The sequence below is a fragment of the Streptomyces sp. NPDC047022 genome (assembly GCF_040644155.1).
In the GTDB taxonomy this organism is placed as follows: domain Bacteria; phylum Actinomycetota; class Actinomycetes; order Streptomycetales; family Streptomycetaceae; genus Streptomyces.
On the sequence record NZ_JBEYVV010000013.1, the window covers coordinates 62,700 to 86,112 of the forward strand.

Sequence of the window (23,413 nt, forward strand, 5' to 3'; positions counted from 1 at the left end):
TTTCTCGGGATGAAATGCGGAGAAGTTCAGTTCCACTGGCCGTGCGGACAGTGCAAGCTGGGTGAGACCGCATCAGGGAGGGGGCGTCATGGGGCCGTCCTTGCCGTCCGGACCGTTGAAGGTGCCGGGCCCGGAGGGGTTCCGCGCCGATCTGATCTCATGTTCCCCGGATCTTCTGGACCTGACCTGGGACCAGTTGCGGACGCTGATCGTGGTGAGAGAGGCGGGGACCGCGCTCGCCGCGGCGAAGGTGCTGGGGCGCGAGCAGTCCAGCGTGCAGAAGCAGCTCGACATCCTCAACCGCAACTTCCAGGCCCTGACCGGCGAGTTGCTGGTGGTCAAGCAGGGCCGGGGCCGGGACTTCCTGTTCACCCCGACCGGGCTGGAGGTCGTCGAGCGGGCCCGGGCGACCTTCGCCGACTGGCTGCAGGGCATAGCCGACTCCCGCCGCCGGCTCGGCTCGACACTGACGGTGGGGACGACGGAGTTCACCCTCGGCTTCCTGGGCCGGGTGTGGGAGCGGGTTGCCCCGCAGCTGCTGGAGCGGGAGGTCGAGCTGAAGGTCGTGCATGTGCGGACCCGCGACTTCTGGAAGCACCTGGACTCCAACCAGGTCGACCTGCTGTGCGGCGGGCTCGCGGCCGACGCCGCCGCCGAGCGGGTCGCCCCTGAGTACGACTTCCTTGAGTGGCATCGCGAGGGCCTGGCCCTGCTGACGAACCTGCCGGTGCGCGAGCTCGCCGCCAGGACCGTCGGTGTCGACCGGCTGCGGAGTCTGCCGCTGGTGATCCCCTCGCGCGGGGTGATCACCGACTTCGTCGAGCGCTGGTATGGGCCCGACTTCCGCTCGCAGCTGCAGATCGTCGCCGAGATCGACGACATCTATTACGGACTCGCCCTGCTGCGGTCCCGCATGACCTATGGGTGCATGCTGTGTGCCCGCTCCATAGGCCAGGCCGCCGTCGACGGCCGCCTGCCCACTGGTGAGGACTTCCGGCTCATCGACTTCGCCGACGACTTCGACCCCATGCTCCAGTTGGTCTCCGGCGTATTCGCCCGCAAGGGGGAACGCGAGACGTATGGCGCCTCTCACCCGCTGAACATCCTGTGGGACGCCTTCCGTGACGAGGCCGCCTCCGGCAGGCCCCTGCCCCTGTAATTCCCGCTCTGGAGGACCCTCGTGCTGCTGGCCTCGGTCAACCTCAACAAGCGTCTCGGTGCCTCCGGCGCCCGCGCGAACCTCGCCACCTGGCTCCGCGAGCACGGCGTGAAGATCGTGCTCGCGCAGGAGCCGTTCAAGCCCGCCGACCGGACGCCGCCGACTCTGGGAGGCTTCGCCTGCGCGGGTGGGGGCGGGCATCTTGCCGCCTGGGTCAGCGAGGACCTAGCCCCGCCGGCCGTGTCCTCGCCGGCCCCGTGGGTTCAGCGGGTCGAGCTGGAGTGGCTTGTCGTCCTCCAGGTGCATCTCGACGCCTATGCCGGTGCCTCCCGGGCCGCCCAGCTAGCCGAGCTCGCCACGATGGCGACCGCCGAGAAAGGGCGCCCGCTGCTGGTCTGCGGGGATTTCAACCTCGCCCCCCGGCCTGCGGACGGCCTGTTCGGCGAGGAGACGAGCACGTTCACCACCGAGGCCGAACGGCAGGTTCTGCAGCAGCTGACGCGGGTCGCGGGCCTGGTCGACACCACCGCCGACGAGGCGCCCGTCTTCACCTTCGAGCGGGTCTTCAACGGCAAGCCCAGCCGCTTCCGCTGCGATCTCGCCCTGCTCAGCGACCATCTGACGGCGACGACCACCGTCACCGTGGATGCCTCGGTGCGAAGCGGTCCGGCGGCTTTCACCGACCACTCCGCGCTGCTGATCGACCTTCCCCTGACCCTGCAGGCGGCCGAGCCGGACGACGTCCTCTTCGCGCTGAGCGAGCTGACCGGCGACGGCCCCGCTGCCGCCCCGGCCAGGCGGGAGTATCAGCCCCATAAGACCGCGATGAGCCGCCAGGCGCCCTCCCCGGCCTCCCGGGCCGTGACCGAGCACCTGACCGGTCCGCTCAGCGTCCGAAGCGTCCTGGACCACGGCTGCGGCCGCGGCGCCGACGTAGCCCACTACCGCTCGGCGGGCCTGGACGCCGAGGGCTTCGACCCGCACGACGACTTCGGCTGGCCCCGCCCCGAGCGCATGGGGTTCGACCTGGTCACCTCGATGTTCGTCCTCAACGTGCTGCCCGACCCCTGGCAGCGGATCCAGGCCCTCAAGGACGCGGCGTCCTTCGCCCGCCCCGGCGGGCATGTCGTGGTGGTCACCCGCTCACCGGAGGAGATCACCAAGGCCGCCGCGGACGGCGGCTGGAGCGTCCATCACGACGGGTTCTGGTCCAGCCATGCCAAGGGGACCTTCCAGCGCGGCATCACCCCGGGCGAGATCACCGCCCTCGCCCGCCAGGCAGGGCTCCAGCCCGCCGAGGGCGCCCCGGTGCTGCCGCTGCCCGGGGTCTGCCATGCCGTCCTGACCAAGCCGACGGCGTAAGACGTACCGGCGAACGTCCCCAGCCGCCTGCGGCCTGGTGCACGAAACCGTGTACCAACGAACGTACTCAGCCGGGTACGACGTTGTGCACGAAGTGGTGCACCGAATGACGGCCGAAGCGGCCGTGGTCAGCGGTTGCCGGTCCAGACGATCCGGTCCGCGAAGCCGCCGCGCTGACTCGCCTTGACCTCGCGGATCTTCTCCAGCTGTCCCGCGTCGACCCCCAGGTCCGCGGCGAGCGCGTGCACGACCTCCAGTACGTCCGCGAGTTCCTCCGGCGCCTTGGCGTCGTCGGCCTCCAGGAACTCGGCGACCTCCTCGCCGAGCTTGTCCCGCAGGCGGTTGCGGTACTCCTCCGAGCCCGCGATGTAGGTGACGGGCTCGGCCCCGTCCTCGCGGATGATCTGCGGAATCCGGTCCCGCACCAACTTGCCGTACTCACCCTTGCGGTTCACCGGTTGTTCTCCCGCACCCATCACCGCGAGGCGGGCCCCGATGGCCGCCCCTTCATGCCGAGGCAGCCTAGGCAAATCGCCTCACTGCTCGCCATGTGAACCGCCATTCCCACCCGTTCGGGTCCAGGATGGCTCAGAATCAGCGCCGGCCGCGCGGAAGCGGGCGGTGAGCCCGGCCGACGGGGGCCGTCCGCTGAGGTGGCGGGTTCAGGGCGGTGACGCCCAGCGCGGCGTCCCGGGCGGCCACTGCCTCATCGCGTTCGGTGATCGCCTCGGCCCGTTCCCGGGCCAGCTGCTCGATCATGACCGCGTAGGTGCCCAGCAAGTCCGCCAGCTGCCGTTTCTCCTTCCGGACCCTGGCCAGGTCCTCGCGAAGCTTGTCGATCTCGGCCTCGGCCTTCTTGACCGGCTCGCTCTTGTGCCGGACGGCCTTGAACTCCGCCTGGTACTTGGCCATAAGCGTGGTCGGATACTTATGTGTCAGCAGCCACCGCTTGACCTGGGCTTCTTCGGCGAGGTCGAGGATGGTGAGCTTGCCCGAGGAGTGCAGCGGAGTGCCGGCCAGCAGCCGGTCGGCGGCCGCCCGCAGTTTGAGGCACAACTCCCGCGGCGGATCCTGCTCGGCCGTCACCGGTCTTCTCCTGCGGGCCGTCCGCGCTCGTGCTCGTCGATGAGCCATTCCAGATTGGCCAGGCGGCGGCGTTCACGTTCCCAGCGGATCGCCGGGCTCGACTGATCAGTGACCTTGATCCGCAGTTCGGTGGCCTCGGCCCGCAGTTTGTCGATGTTCTCCTCGGTGCGGCAGATGTTGCCGCAGGCCGGGTGACAGCCCTCGGTGTCCGGGGTGACCCGTGCGTCGTCGAGCGAGGGCTCCAGCTCGCAGCGTGCCGTCGGGGCAGCGAAGACGCAGGTCATCCCCTTGCCCGGGTAGATCTGCAGCGAGGGGTTCGCCATCACATGCCTCGCCTCCGCCCCGGTCCGCAGGACGCGCCCGGCGAACCTCCTCGCCCCTCCGCTGACCCGCGACCGATAGGCACCCGCTGCCGGGCCGCTGACGTGCTCACCGGCCTTCAGCCGCCGGTCGGCGTCCTGCAGGTCTTCCAGCCGGGTGAGCCACCGCTCGAACGCGAGGTCGTCGGGGAAGCCCGATGCGTAAGTGCCGGCATAGCCCTGGGTGATCTGGACCCGCAGATGCCCGTACTGAATCGCCGCGGCGACCATCCCGCGCGGGCGGCGGCAGATGAACCAGGCCAGTGTGCGCCGCAGGCGGGAGATCGTCAGGCGCTTCGGATCGACGGGGATCACATCGGTGCGGCCATGCCGACCGCAGAAGGCGTTCACCCAGGCGATGAAGCGGTTCAGGTCGTCGTTGATCGAGGCGAGGGTGCGGGCCCCGCCGCCTTCATGCTGGTCGCGTTCGTCCGCCACCAGCCAGACGGGAAACAGGGCCTCGGCGTCGTGAAGGCGTTCTTGGACACTGATCGCCGTGGCGACCAGGTCGGGGGCGATCCACGGCTCGTCGCGGAACTGTCCCTCGGGGATCTTGGCGCCGTTCTCGTCGCGGGCGTTCTTCCACTTCCGGCCGTGGACCTCCCACAGTTTCGTCACCTTGTCCCGGCGCAGGCAGCCGCGCTGCAGGCTGACCGCCTCCCCGGGGCGGCAGCCGGTCAGATAGGCCACCAGAAGGAAGCACGCGGTCGACAGCGTCCGCACCATCTTCTTGACGTCGCTGTAGGCGATGTTCTTCGTCCAGGGCTCGCCGTTCAGCATGCCCTTTGGGCGGGCCGCCAGGAAGGTGCCGTGGGCCACGGGGAGGCCGGAGGTCAGGAACATGGTTCGGTATGCCTGGTTCTTCTGCATTGCAGTGGGCGAGAGATCCAGGAGTTTGGCGAGGAAAGGCCAGTCCGGCTCCCATCTGCCGTCCTCCCGCTGCCTGCCGGGCAGGTCGCGGCCCTGTGCGCGGAAGGATTCGATCAAGGCGCCGACCTCCGGGGTCGCCCCGGCCTTGCCCGGGATCCGGACCCGGCGGTGCGGGCCGGGGCTGTAGCGGCCGGGCTGGAGGCCGAACAACGGTCTGAACTCCTCCATGGCCGCGATGATGTCCTCGGCGAAGTCCTCGACGAACCGCGCCGCCCACAACACCGCCATCGTCATCGTCGTCTCCTGGATGCGGGCGGTGGCGTTCTCCCGGTCCCGCGTGGACTTGCCAAGCAGAATCCTGGACTCCTTCCCGCCCCAGGGCGGCATCTCGGGAAGCCGCCCCTCGGCTGGCAGCAGCTCACGGAAGGCCCACAACCGGCGGACGGCCTGCAGCAGATCTGAGCGGTTGCCGTGGGTCATCTCCGCGTCCCGCACCGCGTCGAGATAGTCCTCCAGATCCTCCGGCGTCACCTCCGCGATCGAGGTGAACCCGTAGACATCCATCCAGTCCAACAGGCCCCGCAGACAGCGGAGCTGGGAGACCATCGTGTAGACCGCCAACTTGCCGTCGATGTTCGCCCGGCGAAGGATCGTCAGATCCTCGTCGCAGTTCAGCTCCATCCAGATGTAGATCTTGGCGATGTCGCGGAACCGCTCGGGCACCAGGGCGAAGTTGATGCTGACCGAGGCCATGTGATCTTCAAGGATCGCCGGTCGCAGGTTCCAGCGCATGTCGCCCACGACTGACAGCCTCGAGCGGTCGGTGCCTTCCCGCAGCTGCCGGTTCTGCAGAACCACCGTGTCGGGGCCGGGCACGAAGATCTCTTTCGGCTCAAGGGCCGCGTCATCGGTACTCATCGTTCGTCCAGCTCCCCGTCCAGCAGCCGCCGCACCAGTTCTCTCTCCTCGTCGCCAGCCGCCGCGCGGGCCTGGTCCTCGGCGCGTTTGCCCGCCAGCCGGATCAGGTCTTCCAGCTCTTCGAAGGGCAGCGCGAACCGCTCGGCCCAGCGCAGGGCCGTCATGTGTGCGCGTCGTTCGTCGATCATGTCCCGGGCCACCACCTGAAGCGGCAGGTGATGGGGCATCGCGCGGGCGCACGGGCATTCCAGGCACTTCAGGAACGAGGCCCGGCAGGGCTCGCCGGGCGGGCTGTGCGGACCGTTCTTGTTGTCCGCGCAGGCGGCCAGCACCGTGTCGGCGTCCCGGGCGACCAGCAGCCGCATCATCTCCGTGGTCACCCCGAAGCGCTTGGCGACGGTCTCCGGGTCGCGCAGGGCCTCGGCGACATCCGCCGCACTCAGCCGCGTGATGCGGCCCGCGGTGCGAGCCTTGGTGACTTCCTTCTCCAGCACGTCGGCGACCAGCTTCTGGTACTCGCGCAGGCTCGACTTATCCCGCCGCAGGTAGATGTTCGCGAGCGTCTCCCGGGTCTGGGCCACCGGTTTCTGTTCCCGTGCCCCGTGGGTGACCCGCATCCGTCCGACGCCCACGATCAGACGCTGCGGGTTGCCGTCCTTGTCCGGCTCCTCGGCGACCAGGTTCAAACCGGCGCCCCAATACCCGACCGCCGAGTCCGACAGCCGGTCGCGGAAGCCTCGCCCGCTCACGTTGCGGCGCTTGACCACCTCGGCCCGCTTGGCCTTGCGGCCCTTCCCGGCCTTGGGGACCCAGTAGACCAGCAGCCGGTCGCTGCCCTTGATCCGCCGCGACGAGGCGGTCAGCTCCAGCGCGAGCATGTAGAGGCCGAACGGCGTATGCAGCTCGTCGCGGGCCGACAGCTCGCCCTCCTCCTCCGGTGCCGCGGCCCACGATGGCAGGTCGCTCAGCGCGGCCGTCATGTAGCGCCGCAGGCCCCGCCGCGGCTTGCTCAAGTCGACCTGGACCGTGGCCAGCGGCCCGGCCCCGCCGTCAGGACGGTGGAAGGCGGCCGGCGCCTTGATGATCGTCGAGCCGTTCTCCCCAGTCAGCCGCACCAGCAGAATCACCAGCGCGCAAGTCTCGGCCAGACTCAGGTGCAGCCGGCTGGTCAGGTCGGTCACGATGCCATGCGGGACGATCCACGGCGCCAGGCCGTTGCCCCACTTGTTGCGCGGCATCTCCCCGGTCGTCTCGACCATATCGAGGATCGAGCCGTACTCGTAGAGCACCGGCTCGTCCTCGCGTGAGATGCCGCCCTCACGCCACCGCTCCAGCACCTCACGGGACTCCCTGATGCGCTTCGCTGCCGCCCGCACCACCTTCCGCGCGGCGTCCAGGATCGCCTTCTCCTCGGCCCGGCTGTAGCTGCCCCGCGAGACGATCTTCTCCCGGCGGTCCGGCACCCACTGCGCGCACTGAGCGGCGAACTGCGGCGTCAGCCCCTCCATGTTCGCCAGCAGCGACCGCAGCAGCCCCACCGCCATCCCGGCGCTCGGTGCATCCCCCCTGTTCAGCAAGAACGCCTTCAGGTGCCGCGGCGCCAGATCCTGCGGGACCTGCGGACGTGCCTCGTCGAAGAGCAGAACGTCGATGAAGTAGCCCAGCTGCCGGAAGGCGTTGTTGGCAGCACCGGACGCCTTCACCTTCCCGGCCGGCCCCACGTGCGCGTCGAAGGCACGGGCGAACGCCTCCTGCAGGGGGCGGGCCACCGGGAACGTCGTGAAGTCGTAGTCGACCACCTCGTCGAGGTCCTGCTCGGAGAAGAACCGCACCCGGCACTGGCCGTCATCCAGGAACAGCCGCTGCGGCGGGGTGTAGCCCCCCTCCGGCATCTCCGCCGGACGCCCCGGGCTCACCGGCCCGCCACCGGATCGCCCAGCACCCGCCGGTCCGCGCCGTAGACCGCCGCCATCAGGTCCGGGATGCCGCTGTTGTCGGCGTGCATCAGCAGCAGCTCCAGCTCCAAAGCCTCGAACGGCTCCAAGTACGTCTCCTTGGTCGTGCGCTGATCGGCATGCCCGAGCATCAGCCGCACCAGGTCCCAGGTGCTGCCGAACTCGTAGCGCAGGTCGCGCAGCTCCTCCCCGTCCAGGTGCGCGAACTTCTTGTCGAACAGCAGCCGGCCCACCGAGAACCAGCGCAGTGCGACACTGTGGCGGAGCATGTGGGCGGCGCCCGCGAAGCCCTGACGCCCCAGGTCCTCCCGCAGCCGCTTGTTGGCCTGGGTGAAGATGTGCTGCCAGCCGTGCGGGTCCCGCGGCATCCCGTCCTCGTTCAACCACAGCGCCACCGGTTCCAGCCCCTGCGGTGTCTCGCGCAGCAGCAGTCGGCGGGCCGCCGGCGTCAGCGAATCGAGCGGCACCTGCTCCACCACGCCGTCCTGCCCCACCAGCCTCGCCCGCCGCCCGGACAGCACCCGCGTCACCAACCGGGTCCCCGTCATGCGCTCATAGCGCCCGGCGGCCTGGGCCCGCCGCACCGCCGTGGCCCGCTCGCCCTCGCAGTAGTTCAGCACCGGCACCAGGCCCTTGCGCGACATCCAGAACTTGCGGGCCACCTTGCCCTTGGCCGTCTGCTCGGCCAGGTGGCAGGTGTAGAAGCCGCGGCTGGGGTCGTCCGGCGGGAGCTCGACCAGCAGCAACGAGCCGCCCTCCTCCAGCCGCAGCCCCGAGTTGTAGAGGCAGTCCGCGAAGGCGGCGTTGCGCTGCCCATTGCGTCCCCGCCAGCCCGGGTCCTCGTCGCCCTCCAGCGTCAGCCCGAGCAGTCCGCAGTCCCGATAGCGCTCGTAGCCCGCTGGGTCGAACCACTTCACATCCCGGTCCCGCGTCGCCTTCGGGTCGGTCACCACCTTCTCCGACCGCGTACCGTCTCGGCGCTTGCCCCTCCCCGGGCGCGTCCGGATCGGGTTGGGGATCTGAAACTCGTTCGCCGCCCACAAGTAGAAGAGCCGGACGTTGATGATGTTGTCGCTGTAGGTGCCCGACTCCACCAGGCGCGTGTTGCGCCCGTCCAGCATCCGCCAGGTCTTGAATGCCTCCACCGCGGTCGGCTCGACGTCGTCCCACGGACGCCCGTACGCCCACAAGAAGCTCAGCCACACCACGAGGCTGTACGCGTACTTCCTCCAGGTCAGCCGCCCCAGGTCGCGGACCTCGTCGCTGTCGAACCATCGGTCCACCCGAAGATCCGGAGCCCCCAGCGGATCCAGCAGGAAGGGCTGACCCGCCCTCCGCGGCCGCGCCGCGGCCCGCAACAGGACATCCCGATGTTGCAACACGACCGGATCGTCGTGCTCAGGGGGAAGATCCACCTGATCCCCGTGAAAGTAGACCTTCCATCTCACATCACGGATCCTGCATAGCCCCACGTCACACCAGGGCCTCAACGACTTCCGTTCACCCGAACAGGTGACCCTCGCTGTACCCGATCCTCAGCAACACGGCTCTGCAACAACACAAGACTCGCTAGAGAACGTAGGCTCCGCCCGACACCACGACCCAGCCGCGCTCGGCCAGGGCGGCGGAGAGCGTGGCCGCCATGTGCGCGCCGTACTCGGTACAGGCGCGCGCGCCGACGACGGCGACCGAGCGCAGCGCCCATATCCGCAGGCTGGGCCTGCCGCGCACCCACAGTCCGACGGGTCGGGCGTCCCCGAGGTCATCGAGCTGGGCGGGCCATTCGGGCGCTCCCGGACACACGAACCGCATGCCTGCCTCCCGCGCCTCGGCCCAGTCCCGCTCCGGCTCGGCCCGTGCCGCCCGCGCCCGCAGCCCCGACCAGCGCTTCTCCGTCACGCCCGGCAGCCGCCGGTCCGCGCGCAGCCGCAGGGCCACCTCCTCGGCGCCGTGTTCCCGCAGCCAGCGGCCCGCCACCGCGTCCCCGGGTTCGATGACCCGGCCGAGGAAGACCCGGGCGAGGCATTCACCGCCGGGGGCGCCACCGCCGGTCACACCGACGCCCCGATCGCCATCGGCACTCCCCGGGGGACTCCGGTGCGCAGGTGCAGGGCGAGTGCGACATCCGTGGCGTCCGGCCGGTCGCGGCCCACCAGGTCCGCGACGGTCCAGGCCACCCGCAGCACGCGGTCGAGCCCCCGGGCCGTGAGCACGCCGCGCTCCAGACTGCGCTCGGCTTCCTCCAGCGCCCCGCTCGCGGGGTGCCAGTGCCCGCGCAGCTCCCGTCCCGGCACCTCGCTGTTGGTCCGCCAGGGAGTGCCCTTCAGCCTCGTGGCAGCCCTCTCCCTGGCCGCCCGGACCCGTTCGGCGACCGTTGAGGTGGACTCGCCCCGCGCACCGAGCCCGGCCAGCTCGGCACGCGTGACCGCCTCCACCTCGACGCGAAGATCAACCCGGTCCAGAAGGGGTCCGGAGAGCCTGGCCCGGTAGCGGCGGATCGCCGAGGGCGGGCATTCGCACAGCGTGTCGCGCCGGGAGAAGCGGCCACAGGGACAGGGATTGGCCGCGAGCACCATCAGGAAGCGCGCCGGAAAGCGCACGACGCCGGCACTGCGCGCGATCACGACGTGCCCGGATTCCAGGGGCTGCCGCAGAGCGTCCAGCGCCCGGCTGCTGAACTCGGGGGTCTCGTCAAGGAAGAGGACGCCGCGGTGGGAGAGCGACACCGCGCCGGGCCGGGGGATGCCGGGGCCCCCGCCGACGAGTGCCTGCATGGTGGCCGAGTGGTGCGGGGCGCAGTAGGGCGCGAGGTCGATCAGCGGCTTGTCCACAGGAAGCAGGCCCGCCACCGAGTGCACCGCGGTGACCTCCAGGGAGTCCGCCCGTCCGAGCCTCGGCAGGATTCCGGGCAGCCGCTCGGCCAGCATCGTCTTCCCGGCGCCCGGCGGCCCTTCCAGGAAGAGATGGTGCCCGCCGGCCGCGGCGACCTCGACCGCCATGCGCGCGGGGATCTGGCCCACGACGTCCGCCAGATCGAGCCCCTGTTCGTACTGCCCGGCGCCGGCGCTGTGCGTTGCGGTGGCTGCGCCGGTGCCCGGCATGCGCAGTCCGGCGAGCAGCGGATCCGGGCCGTCCTGGCCGTCCGGCTCCTCGTCGGGCACGGGCTCGTCCGTGAGGACGGCGATCAGCTGGCGCAGGCTGCGGACGCCCAGCACGGACACCCCTGGCACCAGCGAGGCCTCGGCTGCGGCGCACTCCGGCACGACCACCTGTTCGTATCCCGCGTCCGCCGCGGCCAGCACCGCCGGCAGGATGCCGCGGACCGGCCGGACCCGCCCGTCCAGACCGAGCTCGCCGATCATCACGATGTCCGCGAGCACCCGCGGATCGATCCGCTCCGCGGCGCCGAGAACGGCGCAGGCGACCGCGAGGTCGAACCCGCTTCCACCCTTCGGTACGGACGCGGGGCTCAGCCCGACCGTGAGCTTCTTCGAGGGCCACTCGGCTCCCGAGTTCACCACGGCGGCCCGCACCCGGTCGCGGCTCTCCGTGAGGCTCTTGTCGGGCAGGCCCACCAGGGTGAACGCCGCCACGCCCGGTTCGAGGTCGGCCTGGACCTCGACCACCACGCCCTCGACCCCGGCCAGTGCCACCGAGCAGGTACGCGCGAAGCCCATCAGGCCACCCCCCGCGCATGCTCCACGACCGCGGCACCGCGCTCGGGCAGGACGACACCGACCACATCGATGCGCACCCGCCCGGTGGCGCCCCTCCGTGGTCCTGTGTCCAGCGCTCGGCCAGGCCCCGCAGCCGCTCGGCCTTCGCGGGCGTAACGGCGGCCATCGGGTCTTCGAATCCGCGGCCCCTGCGGGTCTTGACCTCGCAGACGACCAGCACGTCACCGTCCCTGGCGACGATGTCGATCTCACCGATCCTTCCGCAGCGCCAGTTGCGCTCCAGGACCGTCATCCCGGCCGCCGCCATCCATCGGGCGGCCAGATCCTCTCCGTACCTGCCGAGTGCACCTCGTGCGTTCATGTCGGCACCACCTCCGGCGCCAACCGTCACGCATCCGCCTCCACAAAGTGGATCTTGGTGGACAACTCAGCGGCTGTGGACAACTCCGTCACCCGCACGGGGCTTCCGTTACCCACACGGAGCTTTCGTCACCAGCCCCGGGGCTTCCGTCAGCCGCCCGGGAGCTCCAGATCGGTCTTGTTCAGCTCCTCGATGTTCACGTCCTTGAACGTCAGCACCCGCACCTGCTTCACGAAGCGGGCGGGCCGGTACATGTCCCAGACCCAGGCGTCCGCCATGGACACCTCGAAGAACACCTCGCCCTGCACCGAGTGCACCTGCATCTCGTAGTCATTGGTGAGGTAGAAGCGCCGCTCGGTCTCGATCACGTATTTGAACAGACCGACGACATCGCGGTACTCCCGGTAGAGCTTCAGCTCCATCTCGGTCTCGTACTTCTCGAGGTCCTCGGCGCTCATGGCATGTTCCCCTTCAGCCGTGCGGTCCCACCATTGTGCGCCAGTCCCGTGAGCCTCTAGACAATTTCCGTGTCAAGGACCTCGGGCCTGGCCGGGGGACCTTCGTCGAGCAGCCTGTGCAGCAGCTCGGCGAGTCTCTTCGGATACACCGTCTCATGCGCCCGGGCCAGTTCCCCGCACGTCCACCACCGCGCTCCGGCGACACTGCGCCGTTCCAGCTCGGTCAGGCCCGGCGCGGAGGTGGCCGTCTGGCCCGTACGGGCCAGGAAGTACCACTCGTCCTGGTCCCAGCGGCGCCCGGCGAACGGGAACGAGCACCTGCGCTGCCACAGCACGGGCCCCAGTTCGACCTCCGTGATGCCGGTTTCCTCGGCCAGTTCGCGCAGCGCGGCCTGCTCGCGGGTCTCCTCGCCCTCCACGCCGCCGCCGGGGGTGAACCACCAGTCGTCGGCCGGATCGTCCGGCTCGTGCCCGTGCAGCAGCAGAATGCGGTCCTGCGGGTCGAGCAGCACCACCCGGGCCACCTTGCGGGGCCCCGAGGCGTCCGTGAGCGACGGCTCAGCGGGCACCGGCGAGCTCCGTCCGCCGGGAGTCCCGCCTGCCCCGGCCGGCCAGCCTGGCCACCGGCCCGTACGCAGCACCGCCCAGCACCAGCACCGCACCCGCCACGATCGCGCCGAGGACCAGCCGCAGAGGTCCGGGCGACGAGATCGGGCCCAGCGCCTCGAAGCCGGTCGGGCGCTTCAGCATGCCGTTCATCGGCCACGCCACGGCATCCACACGGGCGTCCACGGCGCTGCGCGGCACCGTGCCGCTGAACGCCTCCGTCAGGTGGGCCGTGGAGTCCAGGGAACCGCTGCGGGCGTCACCCAGAAGGAACAGCCGCCCCTCGGGGACCGTGATCGTGGGGATCTTCTTCCACTCCGCGGGCCCGCCCTTGGGCAGGTAGGGCTCCTGGATCTCCTTGCTGTTGACGGTCAGCTTGCCGTCGGTGCAACAGGCGACCGTGTCGCCGCCGACCGCCACGACCCGCTTGACCAGGGGCATGTCGCCCCAGCTCTTCTGCCGGAAGACGACGACGTCGCCGCGCTGGATGTCCGCCCCGTCGACGCGCTGGGCCAGGACCCGGTCACCGGCGGCGATGGTGGGCGACATCGACTCGGTCGGCACGGTGTAGGGCTTGTACAGGACCGCGCCCCAGGCGAACCCGCCGAGGAAGAGGACACAGCCGAGGGCCACGGCCAGTCCCGACAGTATGCTGCCGAGCCGCCCATGGCCCTCTTGCGTACGACCAGTCCTGCTCATCCCGGTGCTCCCCAGGTCGGAGATTCGATCCCGTGGCCCGTGCCGGGCCCCGGAAGATCGGCGATCTGGGACGGCACCCTACCCGGCGGTACCGTCTCCAGAAACCCTCGGGTTACCGGCGGTGAGGCGCGCCCTGACCCGCCGCCTGCGCCACAGCACGAGCGGTGCCGCGCCCGTGAGGCCCAGCGCTCCGGGGGCCGTCGTGTTCAGGCCCTGGTCGAAGGTGTCCGGGATCGGCAGCGTGTTCCAGCGGGTGGGCGGCCAGGCGATGACGATGGCGCGTCCCACGACGTTCCCCACCGGCACGAAGCCCTGGTACTTGTCCTGCTGGTGGTAGCGGGAGTCCAGCGAGTTCTGCCGGTGGTCACCCATGACCCAGATTTTGCCCGGCGGAACCGTGACCTTGAACTGGCCACCCTGGTCGTCCACGCTGCACGGCGTGTTGCCGGGGTACACATACGGCTCGTTCAGCGCCTTGCCGTTGACCATCAGCGGCCCGGTGCCCCGGCACTCGATGGTGTCCCCGGCGACGCCGACCACCCGCTTGATGAGGTCCTTCTCCTCCGCGGACGGCATCAGGCCGATCCAGCTGAGCGCGGTCTGCAGGGCGTTCGGGCTGCTGGTGGGCTCACCCGCGAGCCAGTTGTCCGGGTCGTGGAAGACCACGACCTCGCCACGCGAGGGCTCGGAGCCGAACCAGGGCGTCAGCTTGTCGACGAGAACCCGGTCACCCTGCTGGAGGGTGTTCTGCATCGAGTCCGAGGGGATCGAGAACGCCTGCACCAGGAACGTCTTGATCAGCAGCGCCAGCACCAGGGCGATGCCGATCAGGAGCGGAAGCTCCTTCCAGAAGGAGCGCTGCTTGTTCGGGCCTGGGGTCTGCCCGTCCCGGCCCTGCGTACCGCCGCCGGAGGAGCCGCTCCCGGAGCCCGCGTGGTCTTCCGTGGCCGGGGAAGCCAAGTCGTCGGACCGCTCCGGCTGCTCTTCGGGACCCTCGTGTCCGGATCGTGCGCCGACCGCCAAATCCCCCACATCCACTCCTCACTCCGTATCGCCGCCGGCGCCCCACTCGACGCAGGCCCACCACTCCCATAACGAGCGGGAGTTCCGCAGGGCTCGGGAGGGGGATCAATCCGTATCGATCCGCGGAGGCCACCCTATGCGACGGACCGAGTGCGGTAGTCGACCCGCTCCGCACCGACGCGTAAGTGTCCGGCTCTTTCAGCCGGGTCCAGTCTCCGACCGGCCAGACGATGCCCATGGCACGGCCGACGACGGATTTCTCTGAGACAGTACCGCTGAACGCCTCGCTCTGGTGGTAACGCGAGTCGGCCGAGTTGGCGCGGTGGTCACCCATGACCCACAAACGGCCCGGCGGCACGGTCACCGAGAAGGAGAAGTCGGAAGGTTTGTTCCCCGGGTGAATGTACGGCTCGTTCAGGGGTGTCCCGTTGACGGTGACGCGCCCCTGCGTGTCGCAGCACTTGACGGTGTCTCCGCCGACGGCGACGACCCGCTTGATGAGATCCCTGTCGTTGTCGGACGGCAGCAGGCCGATCCAGGTGAGTCCTTCCTTGATCTGTTTGATGACCACGGGGTCGTGGTGCGGCGTCGTCTTCTCGCCGGCAAGCCAGTCGCCGGGGTCCCTGAACACGACGACGTCGCCGCGCTGCGGCTCGGAACCGAACCACGGGGTCAGCTTGTCGACGACGACGCGGTCGCCGACCTGGATCGTGTTCTCCATCGAGCCGGACGGGATCACGAACGCCTGCACAAGGAACGTCTTCAGGACCAGGGCTATGAGGACTGCGACACCGACCAGAAGCGGTATCTCCCTGACGGCGGAGCGCCTCCTCTTGCGCTTGACCTTGCGCTGGAGCTTGCGCCGCTCGGCGCGGCTGCGGCCCGTGGGCGCGCTCCCCCCGGCGCGCCGTACGCCGGTGGGCAGGAGATTCTGTGCGACGGTGTCCGTCGTCACACCGCGCGGCTTTCCGCGGCTACCCATGGGCACCGCCCGCGGCGGGCACCCGCGCGTAGGCGCCGGACCGCGTGACGTGCCTGATGTGGGCAGCGGGCCAGACCACCCAGTCGGCCCTGCCGATCACCGCTCCGACCGGCACCATGCCGCCGCCGGGCGAGCCCAGATGGTCCCGTGAGTCGCTGGAGTCAGCGCGGTGGTCGCCGAGCACGAAGAGCGTGCCCTTGGGCACGACCGCATCGAAGGGCACGTCGGACGGGCTGTTCCCGGGATACAGGAACGACGACTCGTCGACCGGCCGGCCGTTCACCTCGAGCCTCCCCACCTTGTCGCAGCAGACCACGTGGTCTCCCCCTACACCTACTACCCGTTTGACGTAGTCGGCGTTCCCGAAATAGCCGGTGCCGTCGAACACGACCACGTCTCCCCGCTGCGGCTCCGATCCGAAACGGTACGCCAACTTATTTACGAGAACGCGGTCCCCAACCCTCAATCCGCGCTCCATCGAGCTGCTGGGAATGTCGAACGGCTGCACGGCGAAGGTGCCGAGCGCGAGGACGAACAGCAGGCAGACCAGCGCGGTCAGGGTGATGCGCCCACCGGGCAGCCAGTCGGCCGCCCGGGACAGCAACGCAAAGCGCGACCGTCCCTCCGGACCCGATGAGTCCGAGATCGTCTCGGACCCGGCGGGGCCGGAGGAGCGGTCGCGCTCCACGTACTGTGCTTCGGTGTCCATAGGGGCCAGATGCTATCCGGCCCCGAAGTGAACCCCCGGAGGCGCTCAGTTCTCGCGCTTCTCCTTGATCTTCGCCGCCTTGCCGCGCAGGTCGCGCAGGTAGTACAGCTTGGCGCGGCGCACGTCACCACGAGTGACGAGCTCGATCTTCTCCACGATCGGGGTGTGCACCGGGAAGGTGCGCTCGACGCCGACGGAGAAGGAGACCTTGCGGACCGTGAAGGTCTCGCGCACGCCGGCACCCTGGCGACGGATCACCACGCCCTTGAACTGCTGCACACGGGAGCGGTTGCCCTCGATGACGCGCACGTGCACGTTGACGGTGTCACCCGGGCGGAAGCCCGGGATGTCGCTGCGCAGGGACGCGGCGTCGACGGAGTCGAGCAGGTGAGACATTTCGTCTGCTTTCTTCGCCCATGCCACAGGTCATCGGCGGAAGGTAGGTGTTCGGTAAGAATGCCGACCGTGTCGGGGCGGGCGTCGTGTCCCCCTGTGGCAGGGGCGCACGCCGGACGGCGGACAGCAGCGGCCTATTCTTCCATGCCCTCTGGCCTGCGCCAAAATCGGCCTTGGGGGGTGCCCTCCGGGTCCGGTGCCCAGCCCAGGATGGAGAGCATTTCGCGGTCCTTCTTGTCGAAGGCCGCCGGGTCGCACCGCTCGATCAGATCGGGCCGGTGGGCCGTCGTGCGCTTCAGGGCCTCGTCCCGGCGCCAGCGGGCGATCTTTCCGTGGTGGCCGCTGAGCAGCACCTCGGGGATGTCCCGGCCGCGCCAGTCGGGCGGCTTGGTGTAGACGGGGCCTTCCAGGAGGTTCGCCATCGCGCCGGGCGCGAAGGAATCGTCCCGGTGGGACTCGGCGTTGCCGAGGACCCCGGGAAGCAGCCGGGCCACCGCTTCGGTGATGACGAGCACGGCCGCCTCTCCCCCGGCGAGGACGTAGTCGCCGATGGACACCTCGTAGACCGGTATCCGGGTCGCGTACTCGTCGATGACACGGCGGTCGATGCCCTCGTAGCGGGCGGGCGTGAAGATCAGCCACGGGCGCCCGGACAGCTCGACGGCGAGTTCCTGGGTGAAGGGACGGCCACTGGGGGTGGGGACGATCAGGGCGGGCGCGCCGGAACCCGTCTCGTAGCCGTCGGCCAGGATGTCGTCCAGCGCCTCACCCCAGGGCTCGGTCTTCATGACCATGCCGGGGCCGCCACCGTACGGAGTGTCGTCCACAGTGTTGTGACGGTCGTGGGTCCAGGCCCGCAGATCATGCACCTGGACGTTCAGCTGCCCGCGCGCGCGTGCCTTGCCGACGAGGGAGACGTTCAGCGGTTCGAGGTACTCGGGGAAGATCGTGACGACGTCGAGCCGCATTACACCGCTCCCCCGGAGCCTTCGGAGTCCTCGGAGTCCCTGCTGGAGGCGATCTCCGCGCGGTCGTCGATCAGACCGGGCGGCGGGTCGATGACCGCGCGCTGCTCCTCGAGGTCGATCTCGGTGACGATCTCCGACACGAACGGGATCAAGACCTCGCTGCCATCGGGCCGCTCGACCACGAACAGGTCCTGGGAGGGCAGGTGGGAGATCTCGGTGATCCGGCCGACCTCCTCGCCGTCCACGGTCACCACATCCAGGTCGATGAGCTGGTGGTCGTAGTACTCGTCCTCGTCCTCGGGCACCTCGTCCGGATCGACCTCGGCGATCAGCAGGATGTTGCGCAGCGCCTCGGCGCCGTTGCGGTCGCTCACGCCCTCGAAGCGCAACAGGAGACGCCCGCTGTGCACACGGCCGTTCTCGATGGTCAACGGGCCGGCCGAGGCCGGTTCGGTGAGCAGGACCGCGCCGGGGGCGAGCCTCAGCTCGGGCTCGTCGGTACGTACCTCGACGGTGACCTCGCCCTTGATGCCGTGGGCTCGGCCGATCCGTGCGACTACCAGCTGCACTGTGCTTGATCTCCTGTCTCGCCGGGCCGCGTGTCCCGCGGTCCGGCCATACGACTACGGGCCGGGGACGGCCCAGTGGCCCTCCCCGGCCCGAGCCGGTGCTGCGAAAACGTCAGCGGACTTGGTCCACGTCGACGAGGTCGACACGGACACCGCGCCCGCCGATGGCACCCACGACGGTACGCAGGGCGCGTGCGGTGCGGCCGTTGCGGCCGATCACCTTGCCGAGGTCGTCGGGGTGGACCCGGACCTCCAGCACACGCCCGCGACGCAGGGTGCGCGAGGCCACCTGCACATCGTCAGGGTTGTCGACGATGCCCTTCACGAGGTGCTCGAGAGCCTCCTCGAGCATGCTCAGGCCTCGGTCGACTCGGAGGACTCGGCGGCAGCCTCGTCCTTCTTCTCAGCCTTCTTCTTCTGGGTGATGGCCTCACCCTTGCCCTCGTCGTCGCCGCCGAGAGCCTCGAAGGACGGACGCGTCGACTTGGGCTCGGCCACCAGCAGCGGAGCCGGGGCGGGCTCGCCCTTGAACTTCTGCCAGTCGCCGGTCTTCTTCAGGATGGCGAGGACGGGCTCGGTCGGCTGGGCGCCGACGGAGAGCCAGTACGCCACGCGCTCGGCGTCGACCTCCATGACCGACGGGTTGTACGTCGGGTGGTACTTGCCGATCTCCTCGATCGCACGGCCGTCACGACGGGTGCGGGAGTCGGCGACGACGATGCGGTAGTGAGGCGAACGGATCTTGCCCAGACGCTTCAGCTTGATCTTGACTGCCACGGGAGTGGGTTCTCCTGGATTTGACGTGGTAGGGCACGGCGGGTCGGCCGCGTGGGGCTGCGGTACCCGAATGCCCGATGGACGCGTCAGCCGGAGGAGAGAGGGGTCCTGTGCGACTGTCGAGTACAGCTAGCCATTGTGCCATACCCGGTGGGGGGCTTCGGCCCGGCAAGTGCTTGCGGGCATGACAAAGGAACACCCGGCGCCGGGCCCCCGGGCTAGACCACGCCCCCCGGCGCTTCACAGGTGCTGCCGCGTCCGTGCGAACCGTACGGACTGCGTTTTCCTAAGACGACCCGCGCTTGTGTGCGCGGGGAACCCGGAGAGGGAGAGGAACTCGCCGAGTACGGCTGCCACGAGCAGCCGTACTTCAGCTTGCCGCCGCCCCCACCGGCTCCGGGATGCGGAACGGCTTCCCGCAGCCGCCGCACATGATCGGGGCCTGGGCCAGGACCGAGGGAACGACGCGGACGTTGCGCCCGCAGTCGCAGACGGCCTTGACCCGGACGCCACCCCCTGAGGAGCCGTGCCGTGCCGCCGGACCCCGGAACGACTGGGCCGTGTCCGCGGCCGTGGCCACCGTGTGCGCCTTCAGCGCACGCTGGAGGCGCTCCATCGTGGGCCGGTAGCGCCGCTTCGCCTCGGGGTTGAGCGTGACCAGGGAGAAGCCGCTGCTCGGGTGCGGTTCCTCCGGGTGGTCCAGGCCCAGCTCCTCGGCGATGGAGAGGAATCTGCGGTTGTGATAGCGGCCGGCGCGGGAGGTGTCGCGTACCCCGCGGGCGGCGGCGATGCCATGGACTGCCTCATGAAGCAGTCGTTCGAAGGAGAGTTCGTGCCCGCAGGCGGACGACGACTCCCCGATCAAGGACTCGGGCGCGGCAAGATCAGGCAGCTCGGAGTGGTACCTCTGGATATCGGCCCACGCCTGCGCCAGCTCTGCGGCGAGAACAGTTGGTGTCGTGCTCACGTAATGACAACGAGCCTGAGTGCTCCCGTGTTCCTATTCCGGGGCATCCCAAATAATTTGCACTTACCCGTCAGTTGTATGTGATGCGCCCCGACGAGGGCGTGTGCGCCGATCCATGGAGAAGCCTCGCAGCTCACGACAGGACGGTGCGTAGTAACGCATACGACCCGGCACGTAACCGAGATACGCGCGCCGGGGCTCCTGGGGTCTGCGGATGCGCAAGAGGCGTTTCGGCCGCTCTCCTCGTATCTCCATCAGCGCACGCGACGCCCGCGGCGTTACCCGAGCCGCCATCGGCCCTGGACAGCAGCCCGTCCCCGGTGACCAGACACCCTACGGTCACCGGGTGTTCGGCCGGGCATTCCTCCCCGCGTTCTGCGTGGACCTTGGCCAGAACCGCTCTCCCGCCCTTGATCGCGCGAACATCGGCCTGAAGGCGCGCCTCACCGGGGCGCAATGGGGGGCAGGGGCGCACAAACAGCTCACAAGGAGTGCGCCGCACCCCCTGGACGCCTCGTCGGGCGCGGAGTTACCTGGCATACGGGAACCACGGGGGAGCACGAGCGCACGACACGGGGGTACGGGATCGGGCACGGCGGCACTCTCGCTGATTGGGGCGTTTTCGATGACACCAACGCTCGCGCGGCAGCACCGCCCCCGCGCGGGGGCGGCTTTGTGCGTGGACCGGCGCGCGCGTGCGCGTGACTGGGCCGAGATACAGGAACGGATGCTCGTACCGCTCTACGAGGCTGTCTACGAGCGCCTGGAGGTGGGCCCGCGGACCCGGCTGCTGGGGCTCGGATGCGGTACGGGGCTGGCCCTGCTGCTGGCCGCCTCCCGGGGCGCCTCGGTCACCGGCGTCGACCGCGGCGTAGGCGAGCGGCTGGACCTCGCCCGTGAGCGGCTCCAGCCGGCGACACGGGGCAGGCACACCCGGGTCGTCGACGGTCTCCCGCGTGACGCGACGCCCGCCCCCGGAGCACCGGCGTACAACCTGCTGACCGCCTTCGAGCCGCTCGGACACGCTGCGGGCGCCACCGGGGGCCGCCTTGCGGAACGGCTCGCCCAGGCGGTCCCGCTCGCCGAACGCGGAGCCGCCGTGGTGGTCACCGGCTGGGGCCCGCCGGAACGATGCAGCACCTCGTCCGTACTCCGCATCGCCGCGAAACTGGCTGATTCCGAACGGGACACGGACGGCTGGCGACCCGCGCGGCGCGACGATCTGGAGGAGGCGGCGCAACGCTGCGGGCTGCGTCCGGACGGATCGGGGCGGGTGGCCTGCCCGTTCGGGTACGCCGACACCTGCAGCGCGATTCGGGGGCTGCTGTCGACCGGGTTCTTCGACGCCGCGATCGACGCGACGGACCCCGGGCAGGTCGACAAGGAACTGGCAGAGGCCCTGCACGCCTACCGCCGCGCGGACGGCACGGTGTGGATGCCGAACGTGTTCCGGTACCTGATCGCCCGGGTCCCCTAGGGCCCTCTGTCGGGGACGCGGGGAACTGCGCAGATCCTCCGCACGCCCCGCAGGGGCACCGCGCCCGAAGCCCACCGAAGGTGATCAGTCCTCCTTCCGCACCCGCAGCACCCCCGCGATCCGGTATGCCTCGGCCTCCTCCAGGGTCTCGTTCACCAGCAGCGCCTCCGCCAGCGCGTCCAGCTGCCCCCGGTGATCGAGGAGCTTGCGGCACGCCTCCTCGTAGCACTCGTCCACGACGCGCCGCATCTCGCTCTCGATCATGTCCAGCGTCTGCGGTGCCGCCGCGAGTCCGTACGCCTGCTGGGCGTCGTTCGGCAGAGCCGAGAAGCGGCCCACCCGCTCGCTCATTCCCCAGCGGGCGACCATGCCACGGGCGATGTTGGTGACCTGCTCCAGGTCGTTCTCGGAACCCGTAGTGATCACCCCGTAGACCACACACTCCGCCGCCATACCGCCCAGCGCACCGATGATCCGACCGCGCAGATACTCCTCGGTGTATGAGTACCGGTCCGCCTCCGGGGTCGACAGCGTCACCCCGAGCGCCCGCCCACGCGGCACGATGGTGATCTTCCGGACCGGGTCGGCGCCCGGCTGCAGCATGCCCAGCAGGGCGTGACCGCTCTCGTGGTAGGCGGTGCGTCGGCGCTCCTCCTCCGGCATCACCAGCGGGCGCTCGGCACCCAGCTGCACCTTCTCGAGCGCCTCCATGAGGTCGGGCTGCGCCACCTCCCGCTGCCCACGCTTGACCGCCAGCAAGGCCGCCTCGTTGGCGAGGTTGGCCAGCTCCGCGCCCGTCATGCCCGGCGTCACCCGCGCCACCTGAGCCAGGTCCACGCCGGACGCCAGGGGGATGTCCCGCGTATGGATCCTCAGGATGGCCTCGCGCCCCTCGCGGTCCGGCGGCGAGACGTTGACCAGCCGGTCGAAACGACCCGGCCGGGTCAGCGCCGGGTCCAGGATGTCCGCGCGGTTCGTCGCCGCGATGACGATCACGCCCTCCGAACCGGAGAAGCCGTCCATCTCGGTCAGGATCTGGTTCAGCGTCTGCTCACGCTCATCGTGTCCGCCCACGGAGGCACCGCCGCCGCGCATCCGCCCGATCGTGTCGATCTCGTCGATGAAGATGATCGACGGAGCCATCTTGCGGGCCTCGGCGAACAGCTCACGGACACGCGAGGCGCCGACACCAACGATCATCTCGATGAACTCCGAGGCCGACGCCGAGAAGAACGGCACCCCCGCCTCACCCGCCACCGCCCGCGCCAGCAGTGTCTTGCCCGTGCCCGGCGGACCCGTGAGCAGCACACCGCGCGGCATCTTCGCGCCCATCCTGCGGTATTCATCCGGATTCTTGAGGAAGTCGACGACGTCATCCAGCTCGCCCTTGACCTCGTCGATCCCGGCCACATCGGCGAAGGTCGTGCGCTTCGTCCCCGGATGCAGTTCCACCGGCTTGGGCGGCGCCTTGCGGCCGAGCATGCCGCCCATCCCGCCCATGCCCGATCTCACCCGCCGGGCGATGAGGATCCACGCCGCCACCAGCACCACGATCGGCAGCAGCGACAGCAGCAGATTGGACAGAAACCCGCGCTCCTGCACCACCGGCTGCGCCGTCACCGTCACATGGTGCTTGATCAGGCTCTGCCACAGTCTGTCATCGGCGAAGGCCGGACGCTGAGTCTTGAACTTGGTGTACGTCCCACCGCCCGGCTTCGGCTGGGCGCTCCTGAGCTGACCCTGGATCGCATCGCCCTTGGAGTAGATCTTGGTGACGTTCCCGCTGTCGACCTGCCTGCTGAACTCCGTGTACGAGATCGCCGGCTCACCGGTCGAGGTGTAGTACGACAGCGCGCCATAGGCGATCAGGAAGACCACCACCGCGGCGACGATCAGACCCCACCAGCCGCCGCGCATCCTTCTGCCGCCGGGACGGCGGGGCGGCTCCTCCGGCGTGCCCTCGGTGCGCCACGGTTTGTCCGGGGTCTTACGTGGTGGCGCGGCATTGCTCATACTTCGGACGGTACGACAGACG

Annotated in this window: 21 protein-coding genes and 3 pseudogenes; 3 read left to right on the forward strand and 21 right to left on the reverse strand. The window is 69.9% G+C overall.

Going from position 1 to position 23,413, the window contains the following annotated elements:
• The first annotated feature begins 88 nt into the window (after positions 1–88).
• Positions 89–1,159 (forward strand): LysR family transcriptional regulator, encoded by a 1,071-nt coding sequence (locus ABZ845_RS16345; RefSeq protein ID WP_360979247.1) that lies wholly within the window; start codon positions 89–91, stop codon positions 1,157–1,159.
• A gap of 21 nt (positions 1,160–1,180) precedes the next feature.
• Positions 1,181–2,521, forward strand: a complete 1,341-nt coding sequence (locus ABZ845_RS16350; RefSeq protein WP_360979250.1) for a methyltransferase domain-containing protein — start codon at positions 1,181–1,183, stop codon at positions 2,519–2,521.
• A 128-nt stretch (positions 2,522–2,649) separates the two neighbouring features.
• On the opposite strand, the gene ABZ845_RS16355 is transcribed toward ABZ845_RS16350, so the two are convergent.
• The 20 genes and pseudogenes from ABZ845_RS16355 to ABZ845_RS16450 all read right to left on the reverse strand — a co-directional run bounded on the left by ABZ845_RS16355 (position 2,650) and on the right by ABZ845_RS16450 (position 19,901).
• Complete coding sequence (locus ABZ845_RS16355) at positions 2,650–2,976, reverse strand: nucleoside triphosphate pyrophosphohydrolase (RefSeq protein WP_360979253.1); 327 nt, start codon at positions 2,974–2,976, stop codon at positions 2,650–2,652.
• Positions 2,977–3,115: 139 nt separating this feature from the next.
• Positions 3,116–3,607, reverse strand: a complete 492-nt coding sequence (locus tag ABZ845_RS16360) for a hypothetical protein (RefSeq protein WP_360979256.1) — start codon at positions 3,605–3,607, stop codon at positions 3,116–3,118.
• The gene (locus ABZ845_RS16365) at positions 3,604–5,754 is read right to left on the reverse strand and encodes a hypothetical protein (RefSeq protein WP_360979259.1); all 2,151 of its coding nucleotides are present in this window, start codon (positions 5,752–5,754) and stop codon (positions 3,604–3,606) included. Before ABZ845_RS16365 ends, ABZ845_RS16360 begins: the two co-directional genes overlap by 4 nt.
• On the reverse strand, positions 5,751–7,646 hold the full coding sequence (locus ABZ845_RS16370) for a hypothetical protein (RefSeq protein ID WP_360979262.1): 1,896 nt from the start codon (positions 7,644–7,646) through the stop codon (positions 5,751–5,753). The genes ABZ845_RS16365 and ABZ845_RS16370 overlap by 4 nt, the downstream gene beginning before the upstream one ends.
• Positions 7,647–7,666: 20 nt before the next feature.
• Complete coding sequence (locus tag ABZ845_RS16375; RefSeq protein ID WP_360979265.1) at positions 7,667–9,091, reverse strand: hypothetical protein; 1,425 nt, start codon at positions 9,089–9,091, stop codon at positions 7,667–7,669.
• Between the two features lie 196 nt (positions 9,092–9,287).
• Positions 9,288–9,764 (reverse strand): annotated as a pseudogene (locus ABZ845_RS16380) (DNA-processing protein DprA); the annotation flags it as partial.
• Positions 9,761–11,386, reverse strand: coding sequence for a YifB family Mg chelatase-like AAA ATPase (locus tag ABZ845_RS16385; RefSeq protein ID WP_360979268.1), 1,626 nt, complete (start codon positions 11,384–11,386; stop codon positions 9,761–9,763). The pseudogene ABZ845_RS16380 and the gene ABZ845_RS16385, both read right to left, overlap by 4 nt.
• Positions 11,386–11,747 (reverse strand): annotated as a pseudogene (locus ABZ845_RS16390) (YraN family protein). The gene ABZ845_RS16385 and the pseudogene ABZ845_RS16390 overlap by 1 nt, the downstream one beginning before the upstream one ends.
• A 149-nt stretch (positions 11,748–11,896) precedes the next feature.
• Entirely contained in the window at positions 11,897–12,205 is a 309-nt protein-coding gene (locus ABZ845_RS16395) for a DUF2469 domain-containing protein (RefSeq protein ID WP_008745401.1), read from the reverse strand.
• Between the two features lie 56 nt (positions 12,206–12,261).
• Positions 12,262–12,774 carry an NUDIX hydrolase gene (locus ABZ845_RS16400; protein WP_360979271.1) on the reverse strand — a complete coding sequence of 171 codons (513 nt, stop codon included), beginning with the start codon at positions 12,772–12,774 and terminating at the stop codon, positions 12,262–12,264.
• Positions 12,764–13,510 carry a signal peptidase I gene (lepB, locus tag ABZ845_RS16405; protein WP_360979274.1) on the reverse strand — a complete coding sequence of 249 codons (747 nt, stop codon included), beginning with the start codon at positions 13,508–13,510 and terminating at the stop codon, positions 12,764–12,766. Before lepB (ABZ845_RS16405) ends, ABZ845_RS16400 begins: the two co-directional genes overlap by 11 nt.
• 78 nt (positions 13,511–13,588) lie before the next feature.
• The gene (gene lepB, locus ABZ845_RS16410; RefSeq protein WP_360979277.1) at positions 13,589–14,542 is read right to left on the reverse strand and encodes a signal peptidase I; all 954 of its coding nucleotides are present in this window, start codon (positions 14,540–14,542) and stop codon (positions 13,589–13,591) included.
• Positions 14,451–15,515 (reverse strand): annotated as a pseudogene (gene lepB / locus ABZ845_RS16415) (signal peptidase I); the annotation flags it as partial. The pseudogene lepB (ABZ845_RS16415) and the gene lepB (ABZ845_RS16410), both read right to left, overlap by 92 nt.
• A complete protein-coding gene (lepB, locus tag ABZ845_RS16420; RefSeq protein ID WP_360979280.1) occupies positions 15,508–16,224 on the reverse strand; it encodes a signal peptidase I in 717 nt (238 codons plus the stop codon). The gene lepB (ABZ845_RS16420) and the pseudogene lepB (ABZ845_RS16415), both read right to left, overlap by 8 nt.
• 45 nt (positions 16,225–16,269) lie before the next feature.
• Positions 16,270–16,620, reverse strand: coding sequence for a 50S ribosomal protein L19 (rplS, locus tag ABZ845_RS16425; RefSeq protein ID WP_360979283.1), 351 nt, complete (start codon positions 16,618–16,620; stop codon positions 16,270–16,272).
• A gap of 134 nt (positions 16,621–16,754) precedes the next feature.
• A complete protein-coding gene (gene trmD / locus ABZ845_RS16430; protein ID WP_360979286.1) occupies positions 16,755–17,588 on the reverse strand; it encodes a tRNA (guanosine(37)-N1)-methyltransferase TrmD in 834 nt (277 codons plus the stop codon).
• Positions 17,588–18,157, reverse strand: a complete 570-nt coding sequence (rimM, locus tag ABZ845_RS16435) for a ribosome maturation factor RimM (RefSeq protein WP_360979289.1) — start codon at positions 18,155–18,157, stop codon at positions 17,588–17,590. Before rimM ends, trmD begins: the two co-directional genes overlap by 1 nt.
• Before the next feature lie 112 nt (positions 18,158–18,269).
• On the reverse strand, positions 18,270–18,509 hold the full coding sequence (locus ABZ845_RS16440; protein ID WP_327353152.1) for an RNA-binding protein: 240 nt from the start codon (positions 18,507–18,509) through the stop codon (positions 18,270–18,272).
• A 2-nt stretch (positions 18,510–18,511) separates the two neighbouring features.
• On the reverse strand, positions 18,512–18,934 hold the full coding sequence (gene rpsP / locus ABZ845_RS16445) for a 30S ribosomal protein S16 (RefSeq protein ID WP_360979292.1): 423 nt from the start codon (positions 18,932–18,934) through the stop codon (positions 18,512–18,514).
• A gap of 370 nt (positions 18,935–19,304) precedes the next feature.
• Positions 19,305–19,901, reverse strand: a complete 597-nt coding sequence (locus tag ABZ845_RS16450; protein WP_360979295.1) for a hypothetical protein — start codon at positions 19,899–19,901, stop codon at positions 19,305–19,307.
• 625 nt (positions 19,902–20,526) lie between these two features.
• Between ABZ845_RS16450 and ABZ845_RS16455 the strand changes: the two genes are divergently transcribed.
• The gene (locus tag ABZ845_RS16455) at positions 20,527–21,378 is read left to right on the forward strand and encodes an SAM-dependent methyltransferase (RefSeq protein WP_360979298.1); all 852 of its coding nucleotides are present in this window, start codon (positions 20,527–20,529) and stop codon (positions 21,376–21,378) included.
• Between the two features lie 84 nt (positions 21,379–21,462).
• On the opposite strand, the gene ftsH is transcribed toward ABZ845_RS16455, so the two are convergent.
• A complete protein-coding gene (gene ftsH / locus ABZ845_RS16460; RefSeq protein ID WP_360979301.1) occupies positions 21,463–23,391 on the reverse strand; it encodes an ATP-dependent zinc metalloprotease FtsH in 1,929 nt (642 codons plus the stop codon).
• Positions 23,392–23,413 lie beyond the last annotated feature (22 nt).

Coding starts and splice junctions, on each gene's coding strand:
- ABZ845_RS16345 (WP_360979247.1), top strand. CDS start 89: ATGGGGCCGTCCTTGCCGTCCGGACCGTTGAAGGTGCCGGGCCCGGAG.
- ABZ845_RS16365 (WP_360979259.1), bottom strand. CDS start 5,754: ATGAGTACCGATGACGCGGCCCTTGAGCCGAAAGAGATCTTCGTGCCC.
- ABZ845_RS16370 (WP_360979262.1), bottom strand. CDS start 7,646: ATGCCGGAGGGGGGCTACACCCCGCCGCAGCGGCTGTTCCTGGATGAC.
- ABZ845_RS16385 (WP_360979268.1), bottom strand. CDS start 11,386: ATGGGCTTCGCGCGTACCTGCTCGGTGGCACTGGCCGGGGTCGAGGGC.
- ABZ845_RS16395 (WP_008745401.1), bottom strand. CDS start 12,205: ATGAGCGCCGAGGACCTCGAGAAGTACGAGACCGAGATGGAGCTGAAG.
- lepB (WP_360979274.1), bottom strand. CDS start 13,510: ATGAGCAGGACTGGTCGTACGCAAGAGGGCCATGGGCGGCTCGGCAGC.
- lepB (WP_360979280.1), bottom strand. CDS start 16,224: ATGGACACCGAAGCACAGTACGTGGAGCGCGACCGCTCCTCCGGCCCC.
- rplS (WP_360979283.1), bottom strand. CDS start 16,620: ATGTCTCACCTGCTCGACTCCGTCGACGCCGCGTCCCTGCGCAGCGAC.
- trmD (WP_360979286.1), bottom strand. CDS start 17,588: ATGCGGCTCGACGTCGTCACGATCTTCCCCGAGTACCTCGAACCGCTG.
- ABZ845_RS16440 (WP_327353152.1), bottom strand. CDS start 18,509: ATGCTCGAGGAGGCTCTCGAGCACCTCGTGAAGGGCATCGTCGACAAC.
- ABZ845_RS16455 (WP_360979298.1), top strand. CDS start 20,527: ATGACACCAACGCTCGCGCGGCAGCACCGCCCCCGCGCGGGGGCGGCT.
- ftsH (WP_360979301.1), bottom strand. CDS start 23,391: ATGAGCAATGCCGCGCCACCACGTAAGACCCCGGACAAACCGTGGCGC.